The following is a 25,053-nucleotide window of genomic DNA, read 5'->3' as shown; positions in this document are numbered from 1 at the left end:
ATGAGCTGGAAAGGCTCCAAGAAAAACGCAGCCAAGCACCAGCGAGCCGAGAGGCCGGCTTGATTCAAAAGAAGTATTCATGTGTTCGTTCTGATCTGAAAAACGCAGAAAGCCTTCCATCGCAGATGCGATAAAGGCGCTAAGTTTTTGTCAGATCAGGTTAGGAGGTCCTTGAGCATAAATGCCCGATAGCCGCCATAGAGGAGGCCCCCGCACGGGCGGGAAACACCAGAAAAAACTCCGCCCTGTCACAGACATGACGAGGAAAACAGCAGCGACGCATCCGATTATCAGGATCGTCAGCAGGTCGTCGACCACTGCAATCCCATCACCAACATCCGCTGCGTGATGATGATCAGGACTATGCGGACCAAAATCCTGGCTGTCGCAAAGGGTCGACAAGTTGGTGAACTGTTTTAACGGATCGTTGAGCAGGAACTGCGGTAAAGGCAGACTTCCAACGCTGAGGCGAATAATGATGGCAAGCAGAACCAGCGGCCAAAAGACCAGACTCCCTCCGCTATGCCGCGCACTTCGCATCATTCTTCTTCATTTAAAGCGGCTTGCAACACTGCGCCAGATGGAAATGTATTTTTCGACCGTTTGGGTTGTGATGCACGAAGCCCCAATAACGCCAACGCGGGGATTCAGGGACATTGGCCTGCAGGTGTCAAGACGGGGGGCGAAGGGCGCCTTCAGCCCGGCAGACTAGTGCTCTTAGGGGTGCCAAGCGGCGCCTGTGTAGAAGAAGCGGTCGAGGCCTACAGTGAAGATCAGGCAACCATAGAGACTGTGTTCTCCTTATGGGTCCCCCTTTTTCGTCGGCTGCTTGGCTATGACCTCGAACGAGCATACTGTCGATCATGTGTTGCCAGTCATCGGTCAGGCCGAGTTCGACCAGCGTTTCCAGCAAGGCATCCCAGACGCCTTGCTCAGCCCATCGACGGAACCGGACATAGACCGAGTTCCATGTTCCGTAGCGCGCGTGCATGTCCCGCCATGGGCAACCGACACGCAGGACATAAAGCATTCCATTGAAAAACAGGCGATTATCCTGTTCTGGTCGTTAGAAACGGCCATTTTCAGGCGTCAGTAAGCCGCCAATGATTGCCCATTCCTCGTCCGTCAGATCGACACGTATCTACAGGTCTCCGCAAAGACCAGTTTTGAATCACGTCCCAAACAGCCTGAAAAGACCTTCTGTCAACACACCCTAACACCGCGCCTTTCACACAGGCGAAACATCTGCGGCCTTCATGATGCTTTCCACAAAATCTCCGAAATGGCGCGCCTTGGCTGTCATCATCCGTCCTGCGGGAAAGACAGCCCAGAGATCGATCGAAGGCAGAGTCCACGCTTCGAGAACACGCACGACCGCTCCGTTTTCGAGTTCCGGCGCAAACATCCAGTCCGACGCAATGGTCAGGCCCATATCCGCCAGAACGGCCGCCCGCAGCCCCTCGGCCGCACTGACCTTGAGCCGTCCGCTGACAGACACCGACACCGCCGCACCATCGCGCAGGAATGACCACACACTCGGTAACTGGCTATAAATAATGGCTTCATGGTTCGCCAGATCCGCAGGAGAGCGAAGCCTTCCGGCACGCTTGAGATAGGCAGGCGTGGCAAGAACAGAACGTCGACCCGTTACGACCTTCCGGGCGATGGCGGTGGAATCCGAAAGCGTTCCCATCCGCAGGGAAATATCGACGCCTTCCGCCACAAGGTCGATCATTCGGTCATCAAGAATGATCTCCACTGTCAGGTGGGGATGTTCTGCCAAAAACCTCGGCAATTCCGGAATAATGTGCAGCCGTGCGAATGTCGTTGCCGCGGAAACCCGCAACCGGCCTGACAGACCCGCACCCGCTCCCTTGGCTGCAAGTTCCGCTTCATCAGCCTCCTGAATGGCATTGCGTGCCCGCTCGTAGAAATTCTGCCCTGCCTCGGTCGGCGTCAAACCATGCGTGGAGCGGATCAGCAGACTCACCTGCAGACGGGCTTCAAGCTGTGCGATGGTCTTGGACACCGCCGGTTGCCCCACCCCAAGCTGCCGGGCAGTTGCCGAGAACGAGCCTGTATCCACCACGCGGATGAACGTGGCCATTGCCTGATAACGGTCCATGATATTCCTCCAGGGAATGATCCTTATCGCCCCAAGCCATCTGACATGTCGAGTATGGAATAGGCATCTCTTGTGCATCACCCCGGACAAACCGGGTTTTGCAGGATCTCAGAGATGTTCGGTTCACTCATACGCACCATGTCCGGCCCCATCGTCACCGACAGTCTTCTGGCTTTTCACCTGTCAGGCAGCCTGCTGAACGTCGTCTCGATCCTAATCGGGCATGTCATTTCCGGCCCGTCATCTTCAGATCGTGGAAAACTTACCGACGCAGCACCGAGGCTTTACGGACCCACCGATTGCCCAAGCGCCGGAATCTCCAGCTGACGATTATTCCGGCACGGAATGACCAATAGTCCTCCATGCCATCATCCCTGAAAAACGCAGTCGCCCTAACGTCAGGCGTCGCCTCATTCCAAAGGAAAGAACAATGTCTCTTCAAGCAAAACTCGATGCCTTCAAAGCGGACTTCGAAGCAGGCAAGCCGCCTTACAATGTTCCCACGTCAGTCATCGAAGTCATGCATCGTGCGACCGCTGAACTGGTCGCTTCAGGTGCAGCCGAAAAAGCTCTCAAAGCTGGCGACAAGGCGCCGTCTTTCACGCTGAACGATCCGGATGGCAATCCGGTGTCCTCTGCCGATCTGCTGGCCAAAGGCCCGCTGGTCATCAGCTTCTATCGCGGCGTGTGGTGCCCGTACTGCAACATGGAACTTCAGGCCCTTGAAACGGCGCTTCCGTCTTTCCGCGAACTGGGCGCGAACCTGATTGCCATTTCCCCGCAAACAGCCGTGAACAGCCGCAAATCGGTCCGTCAGAACCATCTCGACTTCCCGATCCTGTCAGATACGCATAACGACGTTGCAGCCGCATTCGGCCTGCGGTTCGCGCTGCCGGACTACCTCGTCGACCTCTACACCAACCTGAAAAACGATCTTCCGTCCTTCAACGGTGACGACAGCTGGACCCTGCCGATGCCCGGCCGTTTCGTTATCGGACAGGACGGTGTGATCCTCTATGCCGAGGTCAATCCGGACTATACCCGCCGCCCGGAACCGGAAGACATGCTCCCTGCCCTTCGGAAAGCTGCCCAGTCTCCGGCAAACTGACCCTTAGTCTTCTGGCGTCCGGGTATAACCTTCTCGTTCGGGGTCATCCCGGTCGCCATCAGACAAAAATTTTTCCTGTATTGGCCCAAGGGAAGTGGCACATGATTGATTTTTACTATGGTCCGGGCCCGAACCCGCTCAAAATTGCGCTGTTTCTGGCTGAAACCGGCCTGCCCTTCAAAGCCAGACCCGTCGATACTTATCGCGGCGCCCAGCATGATGCCGCATTTCGGGCCCTCAATCCCAATGGCAAGGTGCCGGCCCTCGTGGATACGGATGGTCCAGAGGGCAGGGCTGCGATCGTGTTCGATTCCACAGCCATTCTCCTTTACCTCGCCGAAAAAACGGGACAATTCGTCGGAGAAGCGCAGGACCGTCCCCAGCTTCTGTCCTGGCTGATGTTTATTGCAACAGGTCTCGGCCCTTTCTCAGGACAGGCTGTGCATTTCCAGCATGCCGCCCCCAAAGGGCTGGACTACGCGGTCAATCGATATCGCCGGGAAGCAGAACGGCATTATCAGGTTCTGAACGATCATCTGGAAGGGCGATCTTTCATCGTCCGCGATCGTTATACCATCGTCGATATGTCCGCATGGGGCTGGCTGGACCGGGCCGTAAGAGTCATGAACGCTGAAGACCGTCCTCTTGAACGCTGGCCCAATCTTGTCCGTTTCATGGACATGATCAATGCTCGCCCGGCCGTTCAACACGCGCAAGCCATTATGAGCGGACACGCCTTCAAAACCACAATGGACGAAGAGGCGCGTCAGGCCATGTACCCGACCAGTTTTTCCCCAGCGTCAAAAGGAACAGTGTCATGAGCGAACCTTCCGATTATACGCCGTCCAAAGTCTGGACCTGGACGGCACCAAGCGGCGGCAAATTCGCCAGCACAAACCGCCCGACAGCAGGCGCGACACACGAACAAACGCTCCCTGTCGGACGACACCCCCTCCAGCTCTATTCCCTGGGCACGCCCAACGGAGTGAAAGTCACGATCCTGCTCGAAGAACTGCTTGCTACGGGTCACACGCAGGCCGAATATGACGCATGGCTTATCCGTATCGGCGAAGGCGACCAGTTCGGCTCCGGCTTTACGGACATCAATCCCAATTCCAAGATTCCGGCTCTTGTCGATCATAGCGGCGATCAGCCTCTGGCCGTTTTTGAATCCGGATCGATCCTGCTGTATCTGGCCGAGAAATTCGGTGCCTTTCTTCCCAAAGATATCGCGCATCGGACAACGTGCCTGAACTGGCTTTTCTGGCAGGTTGGCAGCGCGCCCTATATCGGCGGCGGATTTGGACATTTCTATGCCTATGCCCCGGAGAAAATCGAGTACGCGATCAATCGTTTTACCATGGAGGCCAAACGGCAACTGGACGTGCTTGATCGGCGCCTTGCGGAAAGTCCTTTCATAGCAGGGCCAGACTATACAATCGCCGATATGGCCATTTTCCCGTGGTATGGTGGCCTGGTGGAAGGCTGGCTCTACAATGATGCGGCCACGTTCCTGAGCGTACAGGACTATCCCCACCTCAAGGCATGGGCAGACCGCCTTCTGGAACGCCCAGCCGTGCAACGTGGACGGATGGTCAACCGGACATCCGGAGCCCTCTCCAGCCAGCTTCATGAACGTCACGACGCTTCCGATTTCGAGACAAAAACGCAGGATCGCCTTGAGAGGCAAAAGGAAAACTCTTCAAAGCCCTGACCTCACCGCTACGGCCCTCTTTCCCGATGTCAGCCTTGCCGTAATGCAGGGCTGACATTCCATCCACACACTCCTATTATATCTGGAGCGCTCGATCGGCTGAAAATACAACTTTGCACCATCACTCGGCAGGACATGATGAACGCGCCTCCGTCACATCCCCAGAATATTATCCTTCTGATCGAAGATGATCTGGATACAGCCGATTACATTGAAAAAGCCCTGTCAGGGCCGCACACCACAATCAGCATCGTTGCGGATGGACAACAGGGTAAAGACACGGCCATATCAGGCCACTGGGATTGCATTATCCTCGACCGACGCCTGCCACGCCTCGACGGGCTTTCCATCCTCAAAGACCTGCGCGCCATCGGTATTCAGACGCCCGTCCTGTTCCTGACAACAATGGACGGAATTCATGACCGTGTCACCGGACTGCGAAACGGCGCCGACGACTACCTCGTGAAGCCTTTTTCCGTTCAGGAACTCTCCGCACGTCTCGAAAATCTGCTGCGCAGAACACAGCAATCCTATGATCAGACCCGTCTGGTTTTTGCCGACCTTGAAATTGACCTCCTGACGCGTGAAGTCCGCCGGGGTGGAGAAAAACTCTACATTCAGGCGCAGGAACTCAAACTTCTGGAATATTTCATGCGACACCCACACATGACACTGTCACGCGAAATGATACTGCAAGCCGTGTGGGACATCGACTTTCCAGTCCATACCAATCTGGTGGACACCCATGTCAGTCGGCTGCGGGAACGTCTGGGCAGAGACGCCCCGCCCCTCCTCCAGACACTCAAGGGACAGGGCTATATGTTGAAGCGCATCTAGCATGCCAGCCTCTCTTCACAGCGCCCCGCTCCGCCTGCCGGTTTTACGCAGCTCATCCTTTCGGATCATCGCCATGTTCGCGGGGTGCTTTCTCTTCACAGGCATAACCGTAACCGCGCTCTCCGGCTATCACAGCCAACGCCTGCTCTCACAGCAGACAAAGCGCATTGTCGCAAATGAACGCGACGAAGCCCTGTCCGAAGCACAGGGCCAAGACGTCACACATCTGCAATCCACGGTCAAAGAACTGGTCCTGAACGAACCAGGATTTTACTATCTGCTACAGAATGCGCAGGAACAGGTTGTCGTCGGAAATATGTTTCATCTGCGCCCCATCACGGGCTGGAGATGGCTGTCATGGACGCATCGGACGCACCCGCCTGACCATCATCCTGTCATCGGTTACGGAACCGCACTGAATGACGGCGGTTACTTCTTTGTTGGAATTGACGCAACCCCTCTCCAGTCGCTCCGGCACGATCTCTGGCTGACACTGGCCTGGAGCGCACTCATGTTCCTTCTGATCGGACTGGGCGGCGGATTTCTCCTCAGCCGCCTTGTGCTCGGCAGGATTGAAGTCATCAGCCAGACGGCACGCAAAATCATGCGAGGCGATATTTCCCAAAGACTTGCCCTGAATGGAACAGGCGACGAATTCGATCATCTCGCCCACAGCCTCAACGCCATGCTCGACAGAAACGAAATACTGATCGCCAGTGTCCGTCAGATCAGTGACGACATCGCACATGATATGCGCCGCCCTCTGGCACGACTGGGCCAGAATCTCGACAAGGCCCAGACCGCCACGACCCATGACATCCAGAACACTGCGATCACACAGGCGCAAAACAATCTTCAGGACGCACTGGAAATTTTCTCGTCTCTTTTAAGACTTGCACAGTTCGAAGCCGGAGACCGTATTCCCGATCGCCAGACACTGGTCGTTGCAGATCTTTTCAACACGCTCGCTGGCCTCTATCAGCCCGTCGCACAGGAACAAGAACAGACACTGACAATTCTCAGCCCCGCCCAAAACCTGACACTTGAGGGCAACCGCATCCTTTTAACACAAACACTCTCCAACCTTATCGAAAATGCCATCAACCATTCGCCATCCGGAACGGTTATCACTCTGTCAGCTCGCATGCAGAACAACAGGATCATCATAACCGTTTCAGATAATGGCCCCGGCATTCCCGCCGAAGACCATGAGCGCGTTTTCGAAAAGATGGTCCGGCTCGACACCAGCCGAACCGTCCCCGGCACCGGATTAGGCCTCAGCATGGTCCGGGCCATCGTGAACCTGCACGGAGGCTCGATCCGGCTTGCGGATAATCATCCCGGCCTCCGCTGCGAGATCATTCTCCCTACATCTTGAAACTCAACTGGAACGTCACCGCACGCCCCGCAGCGATGCGCGAGTAATTGGTATAAATCCGATCATAATAACGCTTGTTTGTCAGGTTCTGTAAATTGGCCTGAAGATCCAGAGTCCGTGTAATCTGATAATCCGCAACCATATCAAGGCGCACATATTCCGGCACCCAAGTCAGATTATTAACGTTGGTATAGCGCTTGCTCATATATGTAATACCACCGCCCGCCTTGAGATGCGGCAACACGCGGTATGTGCTCCACAACGCCACGGAATTTCCCGGCGTATACGGAAACCGCTTCCCCACATTCGCATGCGTTGGCCCACCATTGAGAACCGTACTGTCAAGATACGTCCAGCCGCCGAACATTTCCCAACGTGGCGTTATGTTCCCCGCAACGTTGATCTCAGCACCACGAACCCGCTGGGTTCCCGCATTGATCTGATTGCCATATCCATCAGAAACCTGCGCATTCGTCATCTTGCCGTCAAACAGAGATCCGGTGATCGAAAAACGACCGTTGAACAGATCCGCTTTCGCTCCAACTTCGATGTTTTTGCCATTCTGCGGCGCCAGCTTGGTATTCGCCGTCGACAAAGCAATCTGCCCATCCGCACCTGCATCCACACCCACAGGGTTGGACGCGGTCGCATACGAGAAATACAGACTGACCGGCTTGATCGGTTTATAAACCGCACCGGCCTGATAATTGATGAAGCTCTGATTATTACTCAGACCCACATTCCCCTGCACGGCAGACGTCATGAAACGATCGAACCGCACGCCTCCGTTAATCAACAGATGATCGTGCCACATGCTCATCGTATCAAACGCATAGGCAGACCCGGTATCGACATTGGTATTCAAAGGCGCGATCCCAGGCTCGCCAACAGAATAAGAGCCTGTCCAAGGATTTGATGAACTCCAGCGCCCTGCATTCGGTGCGAGAATACAGTTATAAGCGACGGTGCATGGACCGCCATTCCGGAGGTTATTTCCAGCAGAATCCTTGATGTAATATTCATTACGGGTCAGACGCTCACGCGAGACTTCAATTCCCGTATTGATCGCATGATGAATAAATCCGGTATCGAATTTCCCCGACACCATGGCTTGTTCCTGAAAATTGTCCGTATGGAAAAGTCCTGATTTCGCCTCCAGCAAAATGGTCTGGTTTGCCGGAGACGCGCTCTGCCACTGGGGGTTGGTCGCAATGTAATCATATTGCGTACTGGTCCACTGCAACGTATTGCGAAAGACGAAATCATGCCACAAATCACGCTCAAGTATGATCTGCCCCAGATCCGTGGTGCTCCGTTCAAAATCGCGATCCTGCAATCCCAACACCGTATGCCGGGGAATATTCAGCGGCTCATGCGTCGTTTTACTATAAGGCGCTGAATAATCCGGCATGTCGAATGAATAGAGATGGTAATACCCCAACGTCAGCCGGGTCGGTGTGCCAAGCCCGAATGACAGGGAAGGCGCAACACCCCATTTGTGCCCACCCGCTGGCGCCCGCCCTGCCGTATCACCATCATCCCCCATCGCATTCAAACGAAACGCCGTGGAAGAGCCAATCTGGCGATTAATATCAACGGTTCCACGCTTGTAGGACGCCGTACCAAAACCGATCTGCCCGGATGTCAGGCTGCCAAGCTGGGCTTTTTTCGTCGTGATATTAATCTGCCCACCCAAACCACCACGCCCCCCATACACAGACCCCGGCCCTTTCAAGACCTCCATCTCGTCAACATCAAAAACCTCGCGCTGGCTAACGCCACTATCGCGCAGGCCATCGATGAACATATTGCTGTAAGACCCAAATCCACGAATGACAGGATAATTCCCGCCCGGCACGGCATAAGCGTCCCCACCCCGAAAACTGACCCCCGGGACAGTGCGCATGGCCTCTTCAAACGACGTCGCATTGACCAGTTTCATCTGCTCCTGCGTCACCACGGAAATGGATCTCGGCGTATCCAGCAAAGACGCCGTCAGTTTTTTATTCGGAGAAGTCCCGGTCAATTGCGGATGATTCTTCCCCCATACCGTCAAACGCTCCTGCCCGCCCGAGACCTTACTGCCCTGATAATTCAGCCCGTGGGCAGCAGTGTTCTGACCAGACGAAGGCAAATCATCTGTCGACGCGCCATAAGCACGGGACTGCAAAACTGTTCCTGCAAGACATCCCAACAGAAACGAACACGAGCGGAGACGAGAAAAATGCAGAGGGGCAGGCATGATGCTTTAATTCCAGATGCGAATGACTCGCATTGGCTACATTTCTTCTCACCTCCCGACAATGCCAAGTTGCCAGCATTGGGAATGTTTAATTTTACTGCTTCACCCACATCTTCACGTCAGCCCGTCCCCTTAAGAACAGGGCTTGACCGTTGCTTCTTCTTTACAATCCGGCAGAGCTTCCACAGCTTCAGAGAATGATACCGGACGCCGTGGTGCGTCATGAACCCGCAGACTGAAAATATCGGGACGGGCATAATGGCCTGCCACGTCCAGATCGTATTTCCCCCGGATCACATCATCCAGATCGATATCCGCCGTAAGGATCGCTTCGCGATCATAGATCGGTCCGGCAATGATGTCTCCAAGCGGACTGACGATCACACTGCCCCCCCGAATAAGCACGGTGTCCGGGTTATTGCCCTGATGACAGGCATACTCCTCCGGCGCATCCGCACGCGTCATGTACTGGCAGGCACTGAGAACAAACGTTCGTCCTTCATAGGCAATATGCCGCATGGAAGCCTGCCAGATGTCGCGCTCATCCACCGTGGGCGCACACCAGAGATTGATGCCCCGGGCATACATGCTCTGACGCAGGTCCGGCATATAGTTTTCCCAGCAGATCGCAGCCCCGATACGTCCAATATCCGTCTCAAAAACCGGAATGGTCGAGCCGTCGCCCTGCCCCCAGACCAGCCTCTCGGTTCCCGTCGGCATCAGCTTGCGATGTTTGCCCAAAAGCGCCCCGTCAGGTCCGAAAAAGAGCGCCGTACAATACAACGTCGCCCCATCACGTTCGATGACACCAACAACGAGATGGGCCTTCATTTTCGCCGCAAACGAGCCGATCCGCGCCGTTTCTGCGCCTGGCACGTCAATGGCAGATTTCCAGTAACGCAGATAATCCTCACGCCCTTCCAGAAAACGACTTCCCAGAATTGCGCCGAAACTCAGCCCTTTTGGATATCCGCCAACATACGCTTCCGGAAAAACTGCAAGCTCAACACCCTGTGCGGCAGCCGCATCACAATGGGCTTCCATCCGATCCAGTGTCCGGGGCGTGTCGAAAAGACAGGTTCCCGCCTGAATAACGGCGACGCGACGCTGGCTCATGTCCGGATCTCTCATGCATGTAGCGGATTACAGTGAGAGGAAGAGTGGACTTTCTCCCATTATCGGGCAAATTGATTGTTTTGATAATCAAAATCACCATGGTCGATATTTCACGCCTCGATTTCAATCTGGCCACCACGTTTCTGGCACTCTGGGAAGAACGCAGCGTCTCCAGAGCGGCACGCCGACTGTCCCTGAGTCAATCCGCCGTCAGCGCCTCTCTGGCCCGCCTGCGGGAAGCGGCGGATGACCCTCTGTTCGTCCGCACACGTGACGGCATGCAACCAACCCCTCGGGCAATTGCCATGGCAGAACCGCTGCAAAACGGAGCGACACTGATCCAGACCGCGTTCTCAACCGTCACGGCATTTGATCCGGCAACCAGCCGACAGCATTTCTCTTTGGGAATGTCCGACGATTTCCAGATCGCGGCTGGCCCCCTGATTGCACAACGTCTGGCAGCGGAAGCCCCACGGGTTTCCGTGACATTCAGACAGGCCAACAAACACCGGGTCGAGGCTCTTTTCGAAGCAGGAGACATCGATTTTGCCGTCGTCGCACAGCCCAATATACGCTCCGGATTACAGCATCAGGAGATCGGACAATCCGGTTACGCCTGCCTGCTTGATCCAACCGCCTGCGGCCTCACACTTCCCCTGAAACTGGAAGATTACCTCACTCTGCCACATCTTCTGGTGTCCTTTTCCGGACGGGAGGGGATCGTGGACCATGTGTTGAAAACTCTGGGCCACGCGCGCCGGGTACAATCGGCACTGACGCATTTTTCTGCGCTCCCCCCTTTCCTGATCGGAACGCGCGCCATTGCTACCCTGCCCCTCCATGCCGCGCAGAGCCTCGCTGCCGTCTCTGGCCTGACCGTCTGCGCGGCACCCATCGATTTGGGAGACTATTCTGTGTCGCTGCTCTGGCAACGGACAGCGGATAACCTCTGGATGCGCCAGATCATCAGCGACGCCTTCCGGGAGGCACTCCCGAACATGGAAGCGATCTGTCCGTCCTAACGCCGCCAGATCCGGGCCGCGGCTTCGTCCAGAATCACCGTCGCATCGTCATGAAGGCGGATGGCCGTGGCACTGACAGCCTCGCTGATCGGACCGTTCAGCGCCTCGTCAACGATCGCCGCCTTGCCCTCACCAACAGCCACCAGCACCAGACGGCGCGCTTCCAGGATCGTCCCCACCCCCATCGTCAGAGCGCGTTCCGGCACACGCTCCGGATCATCGCCGAACATGGCGCTGTTCTGCCGTCGCGTCACATCATCCAGATGGACAACCCGCGTCCGGCTGTCGAACGCGGAGGGCGGTTCGTTGAAACCGATATGCCCCGTCTCGCCAATGCCCAGAAGCTGCAACCCAAGCCCACCGGCCGCGCGAATGGCGGCCTCATAGCGCGCGCACTCAGCCTCCAGATCCACAGCAACACCATTCGGAACATGCCCCTGCCCTTCGGCCATGTTCACATGCGAAAACAGATGCTCCTGCATGTAGTGGCTGTAGGAATTCGGGTCCGTCGGCGGCAGACCGACATATTCGTCCAGATTGAACGACGTCGTGCCGGAAAAATCCAGCGTCCCCGCGTCATGATCCCGTACCAGAAGCTGGTAAATGCTCTCCATCGTGCGGCCCGTCGCCAGCCCCAGAATAGGCGCCTGAGATCCGCGGATTTCCTCCGCGATCATGTCCGCCGCGCGTTGAAACGCCTGACCGGGCGTGTCCGTGACGATGATTTTCATACCCTGCGCTCTCCATTGACCCAGACTTCGCTGACCTGAAACCTGTCATCCAGAACCGTGAAATCCGCCAGAAGATCCGGCGCAATCGCCCCCCGGTCCTGCAACCCGAGATAGGCCGCAGCATTCGTACTGACCAGACGCGCCGCCTTCGGAAGCGACATTCCGGCATCAAGAGCATTCCGCAACGCCTGATCCAGCGTCAGAATGCTCCCCGCAAGCGTGCCATCCGGCAGCCGCACCACCCCGTTACGGATCATCACATCCTGCCCGCCAAGCTGGCTCGGACCATCCGCCTCACCCGTACCCCGCATAGCATCCGTCACGAACAGCAGCCGCTGCCCCATCATCCGCTCCGCCAGCCGGAAGCTGGCAGGATGAACATGATGCGTATCGAAGATCATTTCCCCATAAGCCACATCACTGCACATCAGCGCCGTTACCGGCCCGGGACGCCGCCCCTCAATCGCCGACATGGCGTTGAACAGATGCGTCCCTCCAACGGTTCCCCCGGCCGCACAAACCAGACAGATCGCCCGCTCGGCACCTTCGAAATCCGTGGTGGTATGCCCCAGACTGACCCGGACACCCGCCTGCGCAAAGGCCTTCATGGCCGTCGGCGCGTGGTCCAGTTCCGGCGCGATCGTCACAACACGCACACACCCCGTCGCAACGGCTTCCGCCACCCGCTCGGCGGTCGGCTCGATATTGAACGGCGGCTGGGCCCCCAGCTTGTGCGGACTGACGAACGGCCCTTCCAGATGCGCGCCATGAATGCGCGGCCCACCCTCTACGCCCCGCTCACAAACTTCCGCCACCGCCCGCAGCGCGTCCATAACCTCCGCCCAGGGCGCGGTGATCGTCGTCGGCAGGATCGTCGTGGTTCCGTGGCCCAGATGAAAGCGCGAGAGCGTCTCGATGGCCGCAACCCCGTCCATCGTATCGGCCCCACCGCCACCATGGACATGACCATCAATAAAGCCCGGCAGGATATAGCGCTCCGGCACTCCGGACTGAGGCACGATCTCGCGGATATGACTGTCGAAATCCACCCGCCCCGAAACAATACGATCGCGCAGGACGATCCTGCCCTCAAGATGCGCCATCATGGCTCCTGATCCAGTGGTAAAAGCCCCGTCCGACCATAACGCTGCGCGTAAAGTAGCAAGGCCAGATAAGACGGCAGAACCAGCAGCGCAAACATGCCCTGAAAGCCCACGAACGGCTTGAGAATGACGTAAATCTGCGGAATGATCGCCCCGCCACTATACGCCATGACTAGCAGGGCGGATGCGAGCGGCGTCCACGCCCCCGCCCCCCGGATGGCAATCGGGAAAATCGAGGGCATCAGCATGGCATTGGCCGCCCCCAGCAACGCCACGCACAGAACCGAAACATAGCCCTGCGTCAGAAACGCCGCGACCGTCAGTCCCGCGCCCAGAAAACAGGCCAGTTCCATAAGCCGCTCCTGCGTCACAATCCGCGGCACAACCAGAAACCCGAGAATATATCCCCCCAGCATCCCGGCCAGCGTCAAGGACGTGAAAAAGCGCGTCTGACTGAGCGGCATACCAAAACCCTGCCCATAGGTCCCAATGGCGTCCCCGGCCATGACTTCCACGCCGACATACAGGAACATCACGACGATCCCGAACATCAGATGCGGCCGGAAAATACGCCGACTCCCCTCCAGAGGCCCCGGCAGCGCAGGCGCCTGCAAATCCGGCAGCGGGCAGAGCGCCACGCCGATGGCCGTCAGCAGCAGAACAACAGCCATCGTCATGTAAGGCGCATAAATCGCCTGCACGAACCCCGACAGAAGCGCATTGCGCGCCACAGGGTCCGTCGTCTCCTGCGCCCGCTGGGACAGCGTCCCAATATCCCCCATCACCACAGTCGCCAGAACGATGGGGGCCAGAATTCCCGCGCATTTGTTGCACACGCCCATAATGGCAATGCGCTGTGACGCTCGTTCGGACGGCCCTAGCAGACTGACCAGCGGGTTGATCACCACCTGCATCAGCGACAGCCCGGCCCCCATGACCAGCAATCCGGTCAGGGCACCCCCATAAAGACGCATGGCAATAAACTGTCCGAACAGCGCCACGCCCGCCGCACATAACACGAGCGAAACAGCCAGCCCCCGACGCAGACCAAGCCTCCGGGCCACGAAAGATGCAGGCAGGGAAAACAGGAAATACGAAAAATAGAAGACCATCGGCACGAGAAAGGCGCTCGTATCGCTCAGATCAAACGCCACACGCACGAACGAAATCAGCGGACCGTTCATCCAGGTCACAAAACCCATGATGAAGAAAATCGCCGCAGCCACACCCAGAGGCGCCAGTCCATAATCCCCGGTCAGCCCCCTGCCGGACTGGACAGGCCCCGTCACGACGTCAGCCCCGCATCACGCAGTGCAACAGACACGCGCTCAATCCACGCATCATCCACATCCCACCCGGCCAGACGCGCGGCATTGAGCAGCCCCCCTCCGACCGGCGGAAGACGCGGCGGCACAGGCGCACCATGCCGAACAGCAACGCTTTCCCGAAGAGACCGGCTCTGGAACGTTCCTCCGGCATAACTCCACGGCAGCGATGTTTCGGGAAAATGGCGCTGGGCTGCCTCGATATGGGCGCAAAGATGATCCGCCGCCTCACGCATCAGCCGCCGGGCCGGTTCCAGCCCGCCCTCGGCCAGATCCGAAACAATCCGTGCCAGAGCCGCAACACTGGCCCTCGGATGACGCAGCGCCCCGTACCATTCCAGAAGCGCCGTCCCACACGCTGCTTTTTCAGTCGGAAGTCCCATCGCCGCCACGAACGGCGCGAAAAACGCATGATCCGCCTGATTGCGCCCATCCAGAAGCGCCGTCAGCAGCGCCAACGCCTGACGCCCGATCCAGAACCCACTGCCCTCGTCCCCGAACAATCCACCCCAGCCGCCAATCTTGACCTGACCGCCCCGACCATCCGTAGCCCATGCCACCGACCCCGTACCCGACAGAACCAGAACCCCGGCGGCGCCCGCGAAAGCCCCGGTACAGGCCATCTCCACATCGCTACAGATGTTGAAAGGCCCCGCAAAAGCGTTCCCCACGACATCGCTCTGTTCGCGCCCCAAAACCCGCGTCTCCTCATACCCCGCAAGCCCCAGAGACAGAGCAGCTGTCGTGGAGGGAAGCTGCCTCAGCAAAGACTGCAACACATCCTGCCATCCGGCCTGATCAAACGGATTGGACCCTGCCCCCCGAAGCACTGGCCCCAGCGATCCGTCCCTTCCCACAACAGCAAGAAGCGTCTTGGTCCCCCCACCGTCTATGGCGGCAATGCAGGGCTGATGAAGGGGCATTAGGACCGGAGAAGAGACTGGCATGTTTTGACGCTTCGCTTGAGACAACAGAGGCAGAAAGAAAGACGGGCGAGCATGGCGGACGAATGATCGCATATCCAGTACCGTAATGATTTTTATCGCTTTTCAGACCACCCTGACAGAGGCTTTTCAGCTCCAGCCTCTCCCGATCTTTCGATTAGCCCCCAAGATAGATCCTCTGCTGATTGATATAGCATATTGCATATCATAACGCTGATGCTTTAAGTCTGAGCCTGCCCCCTAATTCCGGGTGGCTGAACCCCACGCCTCAGGCCACCCGCATGCACTCCAGCATATATAGCAAATACTATACCATGATCAGTTTACTATCGTGCCGGAAATGCTTCCGGACCTGCGGTTTGATGGCCGTCAGCCTGACCCTCATCGGCACGGGCTTCGCCAACGACATCCCATCCAAACACAAATCCCGGACCATCAAAAAAGCCGATCCCGCGAAAAAACCCGCCCCTTCCGAACACATCAGCGTCGTCGGACATCTCAACAGCGAACGCGCCCGCATTTTCCCCGGCCTCGGCGCCGTGGACTACACCATCGACCAGCGCCAGATCGCGACCACACCCGGCGGCCAGAACGCGGTCTTCAGCCAGATCCTCCTCCGCGTCCCCGGCGTCGTTCTCGACAGCTATGGGGAAGTCCATGTCCGCGGCGAACATGGCGGCCTGACCTATCGCGTCAACGGCGTGCTGCTGCCAGAAGGGCTGAACGGCTTCGGACAGGAACTCGACACGCGCATCATCCAGTCCGTGGACCTGCTGACCGGCACGCTGCCCGCGCAGTTCGGCTTCCGCACCGCAGGCGTGGTGGATGTCACGACCAAAACCGGCGACAGCCTCAAACACAATCAGGTCTCGCTGTATGGCGGCAGCTACAACACCTTCGTCCCGTCCGCGCAGTTTGGCGGCCAGCATGGAAAACTGGACTATTTCACCACCCTGTCCTTCACCCGCAACAATATCGGCATCGAAAACCCGAGCAACACGTTCCGCGCCATCCATGACGTGACCGAACAGGAAAAAGCCTTCGCGTATCTGTCCTACCATCTCGACGACGCAAGCCGGATCACGCTGCTGACGAGCGCCTCCTACGCGGATTTTGAAATCCCCAACTCGTTCAAAACGTTCGACACAACCAGCCCGGATTACACGACCCTGTACAATGTCGCGGGCGTCAATCCGCATGACCCGTCCATGAACTGGGCCAATCTGAACGACAGCCAGACCGAACAGAACTATTACGCCGTGCTGTCTTACCAGCGCACGACCGAGAAACTGAACCTTCAGGTTTCACCCTATTTCCGCTACGGCCGGATCGACTACACACCGGACCGTGACCGCGACCTGCTCTATCAGGGCGTCTCGGAACACGAAGTCAACGACTTCACAACCGGCGGCATGCAGGCGGATCTGTCCTACGACATCGCCCCCCATCACACCCTGCGGGCCGGTCTGCTGGGGCAGTACACGTCCGAACGTCTGGATACCGATACGCTGGCCTTCCCCGTGGACGACGCCGGAAACCAGACGTCCGACATCGCAAAACGCATGATCGACAATACTGGCAACTGGTCCGTCGAAGCGGGTGCCTATATTCAGGACGAGTATAAAATCACCCACACCCTGACCTTCAATTACGGCATCCGCTACGACCGCTTCGCCTCGTCCTTCGACAATGAAGGACAGTTAAGCCCGCGCGCGAACATGGTCTGGAAACCCACCCGCACCACGACGCTGCATCTCGGCTATTCGCGCTATTTCGCCCCGCCGTCCCCGCAATATGTCTACCCGTCCACACTCGCGCGCTTTGCAGGCACCACCAACGCGGCCGCGAACATGATCAACAACGCCACCAAAGTCGAGAAATCGAATTACGTCGATGGCGGCATCCTCCAGCGCATCACACCCGAATTCCAGATCACGCTCGATGCCTACGCCAAATGGGCGCATGACCTCACCGATCTCGGACAGTTCGGCCGCGCGGTCATCCTCGCCCCCTTCAGCTACAAACGCGGCCGCGTCTATGGCGCAGAATTCGGCAGCTCATGGCGGCATGGCCCCTGGTCGATGTACGGCAATTTTTCCTACGTCAAAACTTCAGCCCGGGACATCAATTCGGCAGAGTACCAATTCGATCTGGTCGAACTCGCCTATATCCGCAACCACGCAATCCAGCTCGACCATCAGGGCGAATTCACCGCCACCGCAGGCGCATCCTGGACCACGAAACACGACATGGCCTATGTCGATTTCGTCTATGGTTACGGCCTGCGCAGCGGCTTCGCCAATCTGGAAAAAGAGCCGCAATACGACGTCTTCAACATCGGCTATCAGCACACCTTCACGAAGGTCCCGGTCGGGCATGACATCAAAATCCGCGCGGACGTCATGAACCTGTTCGACAAACGCTACCAACTTCGCAATGGCAGCGGCGTCGGCATCTATCAGGCCCAGTACGGCCAGCGGCGCGGCACGTTTTTCTCAGTCGTCTCGGAGTTCTGAACGGATGGAAGAACCCGGCCTCACACCGGAACAACCAGCCCCCGCGCAGGTTCCACAGCCGCCCCCGGAAAGACCGTCCCCACCGCATGCTGCGGCAGATGCAGATGATCGCACAGCACCCCCGCCACGACCGACCGCAGATCGGTCGTCGGCGCAAGGTCCCGGTTCTCGAACAACTGCCCGGAGCGCAGACCGGGCCACGTCCCCCCGACCTTCCCGCCCGCAACCGCGCCACCCGCCAGAAACGCGACCGTCCCCGTCCCGTGATCCGTCCCGCCCGTGCCATTGATCCGCACGGTCCGCCCGAATTCCGTCAAAGCCAGAACCACGGTGCGGTTCCAGCTCTCGCCCAGCCCCTGACGCAGCGCCCCAATGCCGCGGTCAAGCTGCGCCAGCGGTCCGCCCAACCGCCCGAGCTGCCCGGCATGGGTGTCCCACCCCCCGATTTCCAGCGCCGCCACACGCGGACCATGCGCCGTCGCCAGCATCTCCCCCGCTGCCGTGGAAAGCTGCGTAAACGCGTCGATTTTCCGCGGCTTGCCCGCAGCATCCACGCCCGGCGCAGCAGCCATACCCTCCTGCGTCATGGCGGCATCCGAAAATCCCCGCGCTTTCAGAGCATTCCGCAACGCCGGTCCCGTCACAGGGTCGGACGCATTCAGCGCCAGAATCTGACCATAAAGATCCGCATCCGGATGCTGGCTCCCCGCAGGCGCATAGCTCCCAACCCGCGCCGAACCGCGCAGCAGAAGCGGCACCGTCAGCCCCATCGCCAGCCCATACCCATCCGGCCGGTTCGCCTTGCCCTGAAGCACGGAAACAGCCCGGTTCAGCCATCCGCTCCCCAGACGCTCATCCGCCCCGCTCTCCAGATAATCCTGCGCCTCGAAATGCGATCGGCTGCGATAATGCCCCGCAACGGCATGGATCGGCAGCATCTGCCCCTGACCATACAGCCCATGCAGCGTCACGAGAGATGGATGCAGCCCGTAAAACCCACCCAGATCGAGCAGCCCGCCCTCCTGCCCCGGCTCTGGCAGAACCAGCGCCCGGCGATACGACGCCAGATCCGGATCTCCATACGGCGTGACAGCCGACAATCCGTCGAGCGCGCCCCGTAGCAGGATCACCACCAGACGCGGATCATCCGGCCCACCGGAAGAGCCTGCAAAAGCGAGAGAAGACCGCCCGAGCGTCCAAGCAGACGTCAGACCCAGCAGAGCGGTACGACGGGAAATCATCATGGCTCAGCGCCTCTGGAATTCAGGAGAGGAAAACAGCAGGGCCAGCGCATCCTGACGCGACCCGGCATGATGCATGGCCGTGCGGGTCTGCGGTCGCAGGGCCGGACCAAGGGCAATATCGGCAACATCCATTGGATCGCCGGTCCGGACATGCGCCGCCACGCGCCAGGCCCAGTCCGTCCGCGCCAGCATGTCCGCAGGCGCGGACCAGTCCGCCGCATCGTCGCTCCAGCCATTGGGTAGCGGCGCGGTCCACAGCGGCTGCCCGAGCGACGCAAAACCCGAAACCAGTTGATGTGCCGGAGAATGCGGATCGCCCGGCTGGCTGGGCGCGCCCCCCACGGACAACGCCCGCAGAACCGCCGTGACATAATCCATGGGAGAGCGGAACTTGCCCCCGCCCAAAGCCGGTTCCGGCAATGCCCCCAGCGCCAGAGACGCCGCCCGCAGATCCCCACCACTGGCCTGCAAAACACTCTCGACATGCCGCACGGAGGCCGGCGCTGGCGTATCCGAAACGAAATGCCGGACCATCTGCGTCGCAATATGACGGTAGGTCGCCGGATGCGTGCCCAGAAACTGCAACGCCTGCACGCCGCCGTCCTCGCCTTCGGGGAAAGCCTGTCCCATGAGCGTTTTCACACCCGGCTCATGGGCCTTTTCGCGGAACACAAACCCCGGCTCGTCGGCCTTCAGATCCACGCCCCATCCCGTCAGGATCGCGGCAAAAGACGTCACATCCGCCTGACTGTACCCGGACGCAGGCGAGACGGTATGCAACTCCAGACATTCGCGGGCCAGATTTTCGTTCAATCCGCGATGGCTTTTGCGCCCCGCCGCGCTGTCCGGCCCGATGGAGGACGCATTGTCCAGATACATCAACATCGCCGGATGCCGCATGACCGCCAGCAGCATGTCCGAAAAGCGCCCCGTCACATGCGGACGGATCGCCTCGCGCATATAAGCGCCCACAACGGCGCGCGTACTGCCCTGCCGCAGACTGACCGTGAAATGATTGAACCAGAACCAGACAAGCCGCTCCCGGAACGGCTGCTCCGTCAGCAACAGATTGTCCATCTGCGTTGCGACTTCAGCCTGAAAGATCGGCTTGACCAGCGGATCGCCCTGCATCTTGGCCTTCCGCTGTTCCCGCAGCGCAACCAGCCCGTCCGCACACGGCCCCACACCCGCAAACACGGCCCTGTCCGGCTCGGTCAACTGACCCGCCAGCCAGTCCTGAACGGACAGACCGGAACTGGAGCCATCCCGCTGGCCCCACCCAAACCTGTTGATTGCGCTGACTGATCGCATGGCATCCTCGCGAAACGGGGCGATAACGGGAGTCGGCACCCTACAGAACGCTGGGCCGTCCATGTGGCAAAAGATGGGCCGTAACATGTGAAGTTTTTTAGAAACGCTTCCCCAACACTCCGCGCCATCGCGCCAGCCTGCCCCGCTCTTCGCGCACCAGATGTGGCACGATGGGCGATGTATGCCGCACAATCGGGTCCGCACTCTCCCGCATCGTCAGTCCCGCAAACCGCTCCCCCACGATCCACGCCCCGACCGACGCCGTCACCCCGTCGATCCGGTGATCCGCAAATTCCTGAAAAATTCTCGGATACGCCCCATACGTCCCGCCCTCGGCACAAACTGTCCGTCCGCCTGCAACGATGCGCACATTCTCCCCGCCCCGGGCATGGATCGGTTTTTCCACATAAGGCGCCCCGGCCTTCCCCCCACGCCCGCGACGCAGATCCTCGGGCGCATATCCCGCCGCCAGCAGGTTGGGATGCCCGGGATACCGCCGCCACAAAGCTGGCAAAAGCGCCTTGTTCGACAAAAGCGCCGTCCAGGGCGGATTAAGAAACATACACCCACACTCCCGCAGATGCCGCGCCCCGGAATCTCGAAACATCAACTCCCACGGATACATGCGGATCATGCTGCGAACGATCCGCCCCCGATGCAGAAGCTGACCATCCTTCGTCACCTCCAGATCCCGCAACTCGCAGTGAACCGCCTCCAAGCCCGCCTGCTCGGCCCATTCCCGGTAATAAACGGCATGCGTGGTGTCTTCGAGATTGTCGGGATAGGGCACGATATGCACCATGTGCCCTATCCGCCCCGCACGCCTCAGCCCGGCCAGACGCTCCACCAGAGCCCGCGCATCCAGAGGCGCATGACCATCAGCCCCGCCGCATTGCTGGTGCCAGAATTCCTGCATCCGCGTGCTTTCCGGCAGTGTCGCAGGCGTATCGGCATTATATTCAATCAGCTTTGGTCGCCCGTCGCACCACGCCAGATCAAACCGCCCGATCAGAAACGGGTCCCCCCGCCTCCAGGAATCCCGCACCACATCCTGCATGGCGGCCGGAATATGAAACGCATCCAAACCACCAGGCTGCCGAACGGCCTCGTCCACAACCTCCAGACAGAGCCGATGCAGCGTTTCGGCCACGGTCTGAACACGCGCCACCGCCTGCGCATCGAACTCGTAACGCACGTCCTCACGCCATGCGAAACTTCCATCCGTATTGCGATAATAATGATAACCGAGCCGATCGGCCTGACGCTGCCAGTCCGGCCTCGCACAGGATATCAGACGGCGGATCTGCCCCACGGACCGACCCTATTCGCCCCCGCCCGCATGTCCGCCCGCGCTTTCCCCAAATCCGGCATGCCCCGCGGACTCAGCCTCGCCGTCGCCATGCCCGGCACGACCGTCACGGTCCGTGCCAGAAGAGATATACACACCATGCCCCGAAGAACTGCCCTGCTCGGGGCAGTTCTGGGGCGCCTTGTCAGATGCTGCCGCGCAGGGGTCCGGCTGCGCCGCCTGAGGATGCCGCATCGTCAGGCCAAGAACCCCCAGCCCGACAACCAGAGCGCCCGCCCCTACACCCCACGCAATCCCGTTTTTCATCATTCATCTGCAGATATGTTTGCCTGATACCAACCGTAACACATCCACAGACGAAGATAAGAGCCCTCAGAGCGTGAAGTTCACACGCCCGTAATAATACCCACCCGTCATCGGCACCTGAGACGAGAACGTATCATAAGGATTGGCACCAAGCTGGTTCAGCTCACCCGGCAGCTTGCGCGGACGGATATTGAAGATGTTGTTCGCCCCCACCGCCAGATGCCAGCGCGAATTGACGCGATACCCGATCTCCAGATCCGTCAGCCAGCGCGGAGAGTTCTTGAACTGCGCAAAACAGCTGCTGGACTGCTGAAGCTGCTTGCCATCAATTGGACAGATCGCCGCCGTAGGCGTCCAGTCCTGATACGTCATCATACCGGTCGTTTCGCCATAACGGGTCTGGCGCAGGTTCACGTCCCATTTCCCGATTGTCCAGAACGCATTCAGAATGATCTTGCTTCGCGGATAGGCCGTCGTGAGGTAAGCGATATTCTGAGCATTCAGCAGCGGTGATCCCGTTGCAGACATTCCGTTATGCGACAGACGCGTACGGTTCAGGTCCAGCGCCATCGACAGGCTCAGATTGCCGAAGCGATGCATGCGGAACATGTAATCCGCCTTGATATCCAGACCCTGCGTCCGCGTGCTGGCACCGTTCGTGAAGTAATAGGTCTGCACGGCGTTTTCGGAAAGCTGCGTCAGAGCCGGAAGCGAAACGCCCATGCCTTCCAATGCTGCAATCGCAGCCGGACCCGTCACGTTACCACCCTGCACGACGCGATCGCGGATGTTGATCTGATAGACATCGGCCTCGACATGGAAACCATCTATCGGCTCAAGAACAATGCCACCTGTCGCACTGGTCGAGCGTTCGGGCTTGAGGGGAGACGCCCCTGTCGCACGCGCTTCGGAAGACGAAACCGGCAACAATCCCAACACCGATGTCGGCCCGACATTGATGGCGCTGTAATGCTGTTCTGCCATCGTCGGCGCGCGGAAACCGTTGCTGATCGTCGCACGCAGGCCAATACGCTTGGTGATATCGTAACGCGTGGAAACCTTGCCGTTCTCGGTATTTCCGACGTCGGTATAGTGTTCGAAACGACCGGCGAAATCGAGATCCCAGTTCTTCAGCAGATGGAAATCGCCATCCAGATAAGCCGCCCAGACATCACGATCCCACTTGCCAGCGTCCTGCGGCGTCAGCCCCGCCAGCGCAGAAGTGCCGCCATATTCGTAAGACGCAGGTTCGCCCGCTAGAATGGTATACTGTTCTAGACGCTGTTCGCCACCGAAAGCCACCGTGACAGGAACCACGTTGGCAATCTTGAAGTTCCGGCGCAGATCGAGATTGTTCGTCCACTGCGCCAGACGGAAATTGGAGGTCCGCACGGTCGTCGGTGTGTAGCCCGTGGCGGCGTACATGTTCGGATTGGTGGTGTTCTGGTTAGAAATCTTGTCCAGATCCTCACCCCAGGTGCTGCTCAGATCCCAGTCGAAACCGAGGAGATGACGACCCTTCAGGCCCAGCGTCGCAGCATAATCGTTCTCGTCGATCGTCTCCAACGGCGAATAGCCATATGGAAACAACTCTGGATTGCTGGCGCTGGCACCCGAGGGAACACGATAATTCTCATACGCTTCCGCATGGCGGTGCGCGTAGGTGATCTGCCCGTAAAACTGGATGTCATCGGTCAGGTTCTTGCCGAAATCGATCCCCAGATTTTCGCGCGTTTCTTCCGGCGTACTCATGATCTTGTTGGAGTTCTTGGGCACTTTGACCGACCCGGTATACAGCTCGTTCGCTGCCCCCGGTGGGACATAACCCGCCAGACGATTATCAACCGTGTTGGTTACGAAATGGTCCGTATGGTAAACCTGTGCCGCAATATGAGCATAGCCGTCACGGCCGAGTTTGAATCCACCATCAGCGTTGAGCTGGTATTGCCAACCATCGCCGTTATAGGCGTTTGCCCCCGTCTGGGCGCTCATATTCAGCCCATGATCCTGCTTTTTGGTGATGATGTTCACCACACCGGCAATAGCGTCAGAGCCATACATCGCAGCGGCGCCGTCTTCGAGAACCTCGATATGATCGATCATGTTGGACGGGATCATGTTCAGATCCACGGGCGTCGCGCCAAAATTCGGACCGGCATCGGCATTGATGTTGGCCGTGGTGTGCCGACGCTTGCCATCCAGCAGAACCAGAACCTGATTCGGATTGAGGCCGCGCATCCGGATGAAGGACGTCAGTGCACCGGCGTCATTGCCCATCGTGCTCATATTGATGGACGGATAGGTCTTGGTCAGCGCATCGGCGAGGTTCATCATGCCTGAGCGACGCAGCGTCGCACTGGACAGGACCGTGATCGGGCTGGTGCTTTGACGGGCGTGGCGGTTGGACGCATGCGTTCCGGTGACGATCACGCCTTCTTCGCTTCCGGCGATGACATCCGCAGGCCGATGTTTCGCCGCAGACGACCTGCGCGTCTTCGGAGATACCGTTTTGGACGGTGCTTTGTGGACGGAGGCCTTCGCCGGTTCCGGCACGGCTTTTTCCGAGGCTGCAAAAACCGATCCACTACAGACGCTGACGGAGAGGAACGTAGAGTAAAGCGCAAGTTTCCTGATGTTCATAATCGGCTCCATCGCCCTGGCGCAGCACAGGGATATCAGTCAGAAACAGTCGGATCGCATAACGGAATTATGCGGGATTTTT

Annotated in this window: 22 protein-coding genes; 8 read left to right on the top strand and 14 right to left on the bottom strand. The window is 58.6% G+C overall.

Features of this window, described 5'->3' with window-relative positions; translation table 11 throughout:
• Nucleotides 1–150 precede the first annotated feature (150 nt).
• The 3 genes from HKD28_RS06850 to HKD28_RS06840 all read right to left on the bottom strand — a co-directional run bounded on the left by HKD28_RS06850 (nucleotide 151) and on the right by HKD28_RS06840 (nucleotide 2,125).
• On the bottom strand, nucleotides 151–543 hold the full coding sequence (locus HKD28_RS06850; protein WP_194267671.1) for a hypothetical protein: 393 nt from the start codon (nucleotides 541–543) through the stop codon (nucleotides 151–153).
• Nucleotides 544–670: 127 nt separating this feature from the next.
• On the bottom strand, nucleotides 671–1,030 hold the full coding sequence (locus tag HKD28_RS16045; RefSeq protein ID WP_207728893.1) for a transposase: 360 nt from the start codon (nucleotides 1,028–1,030) through the stop codon (nucleotides 671–673).
• A 198-nt stretch (nucleotides 1,031–1,228) separates the two neighbouring features.
• Nucleotides 1,229–2,125: a LysR family transcriptional regulator gene (locus tag HKD28_RS06840; protein WP_194267670.1), complete on the bottom strand. Its 897-nt coding sequence runs from the start codon at nucleotides 2,123–2,125 to the stop codon at nucleotides 1,229–1,231.
• 114 nt (nucleotides 2,126–2,239) lie between these two features.
• On the opposite strand from HKD28_RS06840, the gene HKD28_RS06835 reads away from it, so the two are divergent.
• The 6 genes from HKD28_RS06835 (at nucleotide 2,240) to HKD28_RS06810 (ending at nucleotide 7,162) form a co-directional block, all read left to right on the top strand.
• On the top strand, nucleotides 2,240–2,452 hold the full coding sequence (locus HKD28_RS06835; RefSeq protein ID WP_194267669.1) for a hypothetical protein: 213 nt from the start codon (nucleotides 2,240–2,242) through the stop codon (nucleotides 2,450–2,452).
• A 103-nt stretch (nucleotides 2,453–2,555) separates the two neighbouring features.
• Nucleotides 2,556–3,233, top strand: a complete 678-nt coding sequence (locus HKD28_RS06830) for a peroxiredoxin-like family protein (RefSeq protein WP_194267668.1) — start codon at nucleotides 2,556–2,558, stop codon at nucleotides 3,231–3,233.
• Nucleotides 3,234–3,334: 101 nt separating this feature from the next.
• Nucleotides 3,335–4,054 (top strand): glutathione S-transferase family protein, encoded by a 720-nt coding sequence (locus HKD28_RS06825; protein ID WP_194267667.1) that lies wholly within the window; start codon nucleotides 3,335–3,337, stop codon nucleotides 4,052–4,054.
• Nucleotides 4,051–4,947, top strand: a complete 897-nt coding sequence (gene yghU / locus HKD28_RS06820) for a glutathione-dependent disulfide-bond oxidoreductase (protein WP_194267666.1) — start codon at nucleotides 4,051–4,053, stop codon at nucleotides 4,945–4,947. Before HKD28_RS06825 ends, yghU begins: the two co-directional genes overlap by 4 nt.
• 135 nt (nucleotides 4,948–5,082) lie before the next feature.
• Nucleotides 5,083–5,784, top strand: coding sequence for a response regulator transcription factor (locus HKD28_RS06815; protein WP_194267665.1), 702 nt, complete (start codon nucleotides 5,083–5,085; stop codon nucleotides 5,782–5,784).
• Nucleotide 5,785: 1 nt separating this feature from the next.
• Nucleotides 5,786–7,162 (top strand): sensor histidine kinase, encoded by a 1,377-nt coding sequence (locus HKD28_RS06810; RefSeq protein WP_194267664.1) that lies wholly within the window; start codon nucleotides 5,786–5,788, stop codon nucleotides 7,160–7,162.
• Here HKD28_RS06810 and HKD28_RS06805 read toward each other — a convergent pair.
• Together HKD28_RS06805 and HKD28_RS06800 are read right to left on the bottom strand one after the other, a co-directional pair.
• The gene (locus tag HKD28_RS06805; protein ID WP_194267663.1) at nucleotides 7,152–9,188 is read right to left on the bottom strand and encodes a TonB-dependent receptor; all 2,037 of its coding nucleotides are present in this window, start codon (nucleotides 9,186–9,188) and stop codon (nucleotides 7,152–7,154) included. The two genes, HKD28_RS06810 and HKD28_RS06805, sit on opposite strands and share 11 nt — an antisense overlap.
• A gap of 348 nt (nucleotides 9,189–9,536) precedes the next feature.
• On the bottom strand, nucleotides 9,537–10,520 hold the full coding sequence (locus HKD28_RS06800; protein ID WP_328749460.1) for a nitrilase-related carbon-nitrogen hydrolase: 984 nt from the start codon (nucleotides 10,518–10,520) through the stop codon (nucleotides 9,537–9,539).
• Between the two features lie 98 nt (nucleotides 10,521–10,618).
• On the opposite strand from HKD28_RS06800, the gene HKD28_RS06795 reads away from it, so the two are divergent.
• Nucleotides 10,619–11,542, top strand: coding sequence for a LysR family transcriptional regulator (locus tag HKD28_RS06795; RefSeq protein ID WP_194267661.1), 924 nt, complete (start codon nucleotides 10,619–10,621; stop codon nucleotides 11,540–11,542).
• Here HKD28_RS06795 and nagB read toward each other — a convergent pair.
• The 4 genes from nagB to HKD28_RS06775 are packed head-to-tail and all read right to left on the bottom strand — an operon-like array spanning nucleotide 11,539 to nucleotide 15,648.
• Nucleotides 11,539–12,273, bottom strand: coding sequence for a glucosamine-6-phosphate deaminase (gene nagB, locus HKD28_RS06790; protein WP_194267660.1), 735 nt, complete (start codon nucleotides 12,271–12,273; stop codon nucleotides 11,539–11,541). The genes HKD28_RS06795 and nagB overlap by 4 nt on opposite strands.
• Nucleotides 12,270–13,379 carry an N-acetylglucosamine-6-phosphate deacetylase gene (gene nagA / locus HKD28_RS06785; RefSeq protein WP_194267659.1) on the bottom strand — a complete coding sequence of 370 codons (1,110 nt, stop codon included), beginning with the start codon at nucleotides 13,377–13,379 and terminating at the stop codon, nucleotides 12,270–12,272. Before nagA ends, nagB begins: the two co-directional genes overlap by 4 nt.
• Nucleotides 13,376–14,665 (bottom strand): glucose/galactose MFS transporter, encoded by a 1,290-nt coding sequence (gene gluP, locus HKD28_RS06780; RefSeq protein ID WP_328749456.1) that lies wholly within the window; start codon nucleotides 14,663–14,665, stop codon nucleotides 13,376–13,378. The genes nagA and gluP overlap by 4 nt, the downstream gene beginning before the upstream one ends.
• Entirely contained in the window at nucleotides 14,662–15,648 is a 987-nt protein-coding gene (locus tag HKD28_RS06775; protein ID WP_194267658.1) for an N-acetylglucosamine kinase, read from the bottom strand. Before HKD28_RS06775 ends, gluP begins: the two co-directional genes overlap by 4 nt.
• A gap of 359 nt (nucleotides 15,649–16,007) precedes the next feature.
• Between HKD28_RS06775 and HKD28_RS06770 the strand changes: the two genes are divergently transcribed.
• A complete protein-coding gene (locus HKD28_RS06770) occupies nucleotides 16,008–18,161 on the top strand; it encodes a TonB-dependent receptor (protein ID WP_235993348.1) in 2,154 nt (717 codons plus the stop codon).
• A gap of 20 nt (nucleotides 18,162–18,181) precedes the next feature.
• Here HKD28_RS06770 and HKD28_RS06765 read toward each other — a convergent pair whose 3' ends face one another.
• From HKD28_RS06765 to HKD28_RS06745, 5 genes are all read right to left on the bottom strand, one after another.
• Nucleotides 18,182–19,405: a DUF1501 domain-containing protein gene (locus tag HKD28_RS06765; protein ID WP_194267656.1), complete on the bottom strand. Its 1,224-nt coding sequence runs from the start codon at nucleotides 19,403–19,405 to the stop codon at nucleotides 18,182–18,184.
• 3 nt (nucleotides 19,406–19,408) lie between these two features.
• Nucleotides 19,409–20,716 (bottom strand): DUF1800 domain-containing protein, encoded by a 1,308-nt coding sequence (locus tag HKD28_RS06760; RefSeq protein WP_194267655.1) that lies wholly within the window; start codon nucleotides 20,714–20,716, stop codon nucleotides 19,409–19,411.
• Nucleotides 20,717–20,813: 97 nt separating this feature from the next.
• Nucleotides 20,814–22,028, bottom strand: coding sequence for a glutathionylspermidine synthase family protein (locus HKD28_RS06755; protein WP_194267654.1), 1,215 nt, complete (start codon nucleotides 22,026–22,028; stop codon nucleotides 20,814–20,816).
• A gap of 9 nt (nucleotides 22,029–22,037) precedes the next feature.
• A complete protein-coding gene (locus HKD28_RS06750) occupies nucleotides 22,038–22,334 on the bottom strand; it encodes a hypothetical protein (RefSeq protein WP_194267653.1) in 297 nt (98 codons plus the stop codon).
• 63 nt (nucleotides 22,335–22,397) lie between these two features.
• Complete coding sequence (locus HKD28_RS06745) at nucleotides 22,398–24,971, bottom strand: TonB-dependent receptor plug domain-containing protein (RefSeq protein ID WP_235993347.1); 2,574 nt, start codon at nucleotides 24,969–24,971, stop codon at nucleotides 22,398–22,400.
• Nucleotides 24,972–25,053 lie beyond the last annotated feature (82 nt).

This window comes from Gluconobacter cadivus, from assembly GCF_015244745.1.
GTDB lineage: Bacteria > Pseudomonadota > Alphaproteobacteria > Acetobacterales > Acetobacteraceae > Gluconobacter > Gluconobacter cadivus.
Note: the sequence above shows the minus strand (reverse complement) of the source record. Positions and strands in the feature narration are given on the sequence as shown.

What these genes read in the sequence shown, in the direction of transcription:
- HKD28_RS06760 (WP_194267655.1), bottom strand. Translation starts at nt 20,716, where the DNA reads ATGCGATCAGTCAGCGCAATCAACAGGTTTGGGTGGGGCCAGCGGGAT.
- HKD28_RS06750 (WP_194267653.1), bottom strand. Translation starts at nt 22,334, where the DNA reads ATGATGAAAAACGGGATTGCGTGGGGTGTAGGGGCGGGCGCTCTGGTT.
- HKD28_RS06795 (WP_194267661.1), top strand. Translation starts at nt 10,619, where the DNA reads ATGGTCGATATTTCACGCCTCGATTTCAATCTGGCCACCACGTTTCTG.
- HKD28_RS06765 (WP_194267656.1), bottom strand. Translation starts at nt 19,405, where the DNA reads ATGATGATTTCCCGTCGTACCGCTCTGCTGGGTCTGACGTCTGCTTGG.
- HKD28_RS06800 (WP_328749460.1), bottom strand. Translation starts at nt 10,520, where the DNA reads ATGAGCCAGCGTCGCGTCGCCGTTATTCAGGCGGGAACCTGTCTTTTC.
- HKD28_RS06840 (WP_194267670.1), bottom strand. Translation starts at nt 2,125, where the DNA reads ATGGACCGTTATCAGGCAATGGCCACGTTCATCCGCGTGGTGGATACA.
- HKD28_RS06770 (WP_235993348.1), top strand. Translation starts at nt 16,008, where the DNA reads ATGGCCGTCAGCCTGACCCTCATCGGCACGGGCTTCGCCAACGACATC.
- nagB (WP_194267660.1), bottom strand. Translation starts at nt 12,273, where the DNA reads ATGAAAATCATCGTCACGGACACGCCCGGTCAGGCGTTTCAACGCGCG.
- HKD28_RS06775 (WP_194267658.1), bottom strand. Translation starts at nt 15,648, where the DNA reads ATGCCAGTCTCTTCTCCGGTCCTAATGCCCCTTCATCAGCCCTGCATT.
- HKD28_RS06815 (WP_194267665.1), top strand. Translation starts at nt 5,083, where the DNA reads ATGATGAACGCGCCTCCGTCACATCCCCAGAATATTATCCTTCTGATC.
- HKD28_RS06835 (WP_194267669.1), top strand. Translation starts at nt 2,240, where the DNA reads ATGTTCGGTTCACTCATACGCACCATGTCCGGCCCCATCGTCACCGAC.
- HKD28_RS16045 (WP_207728893.1), bottom strand. Translation starts at nt 1,030, where the DNA reads ATGCTTTATGTCCTGCGTGTCGGTTGCCCATGGCGGGACATGCACGCG.
- HKD28_RS06745 (WP_235993347.1), bottom strand. Translation starts at nt 24,971, where the DNA reads ATGAACATCAGGAAACTTGCGCTTTACTCTACGTTCCTCTCCGTCAGC.
- HKD28_RS06810 (WP_194267664.1), top strand. Translation starts at nt 5,786, where the DNA reads ATGCCAGCCTCTCTTCACAGCGCCCCGCTCCGCCTGCCGGTTTTACGC.
- HKD28_RS06830 (WP_194267668.1), top strand. Translation starts at nt 2,556, where the DNA reads ATGTCTCTTCAAGCAAAACTCGATGCCTTCAAAGCGGACTTCGAAGCA.
- HKD28_RS06850 (WP_194267671.1), bottom strand. Translation starts at nt 543, where the DNA reads ATGATGCGAAGTGCGCGGCATAGCGGAGGGAGTCTGGTCTTTTGGCCG.
- HKD28_RS06825 (WP_194267667.1), top strand. Translation starts at nt 3,335, where the DNA reads ATGATTGATTTTTACTATGGTCCGGGCCCGAACCCGCTCAAAATTGCG.
- yghU (WP_194267666.1), top strand. Translation starts at nt 4,051, where the DNA reads ATGAGCGAACCTTCCGATTATACGCCGTCCAAAGTCTGGACCTGGACG.
- nagA (WP_194267659.1), bottom strand. Translation starts at nt 13,379, where the DNA reads ATGATGGCGCATCTTGAGGGCAGGATCGTCCTGCGCGATCGTATTGTT.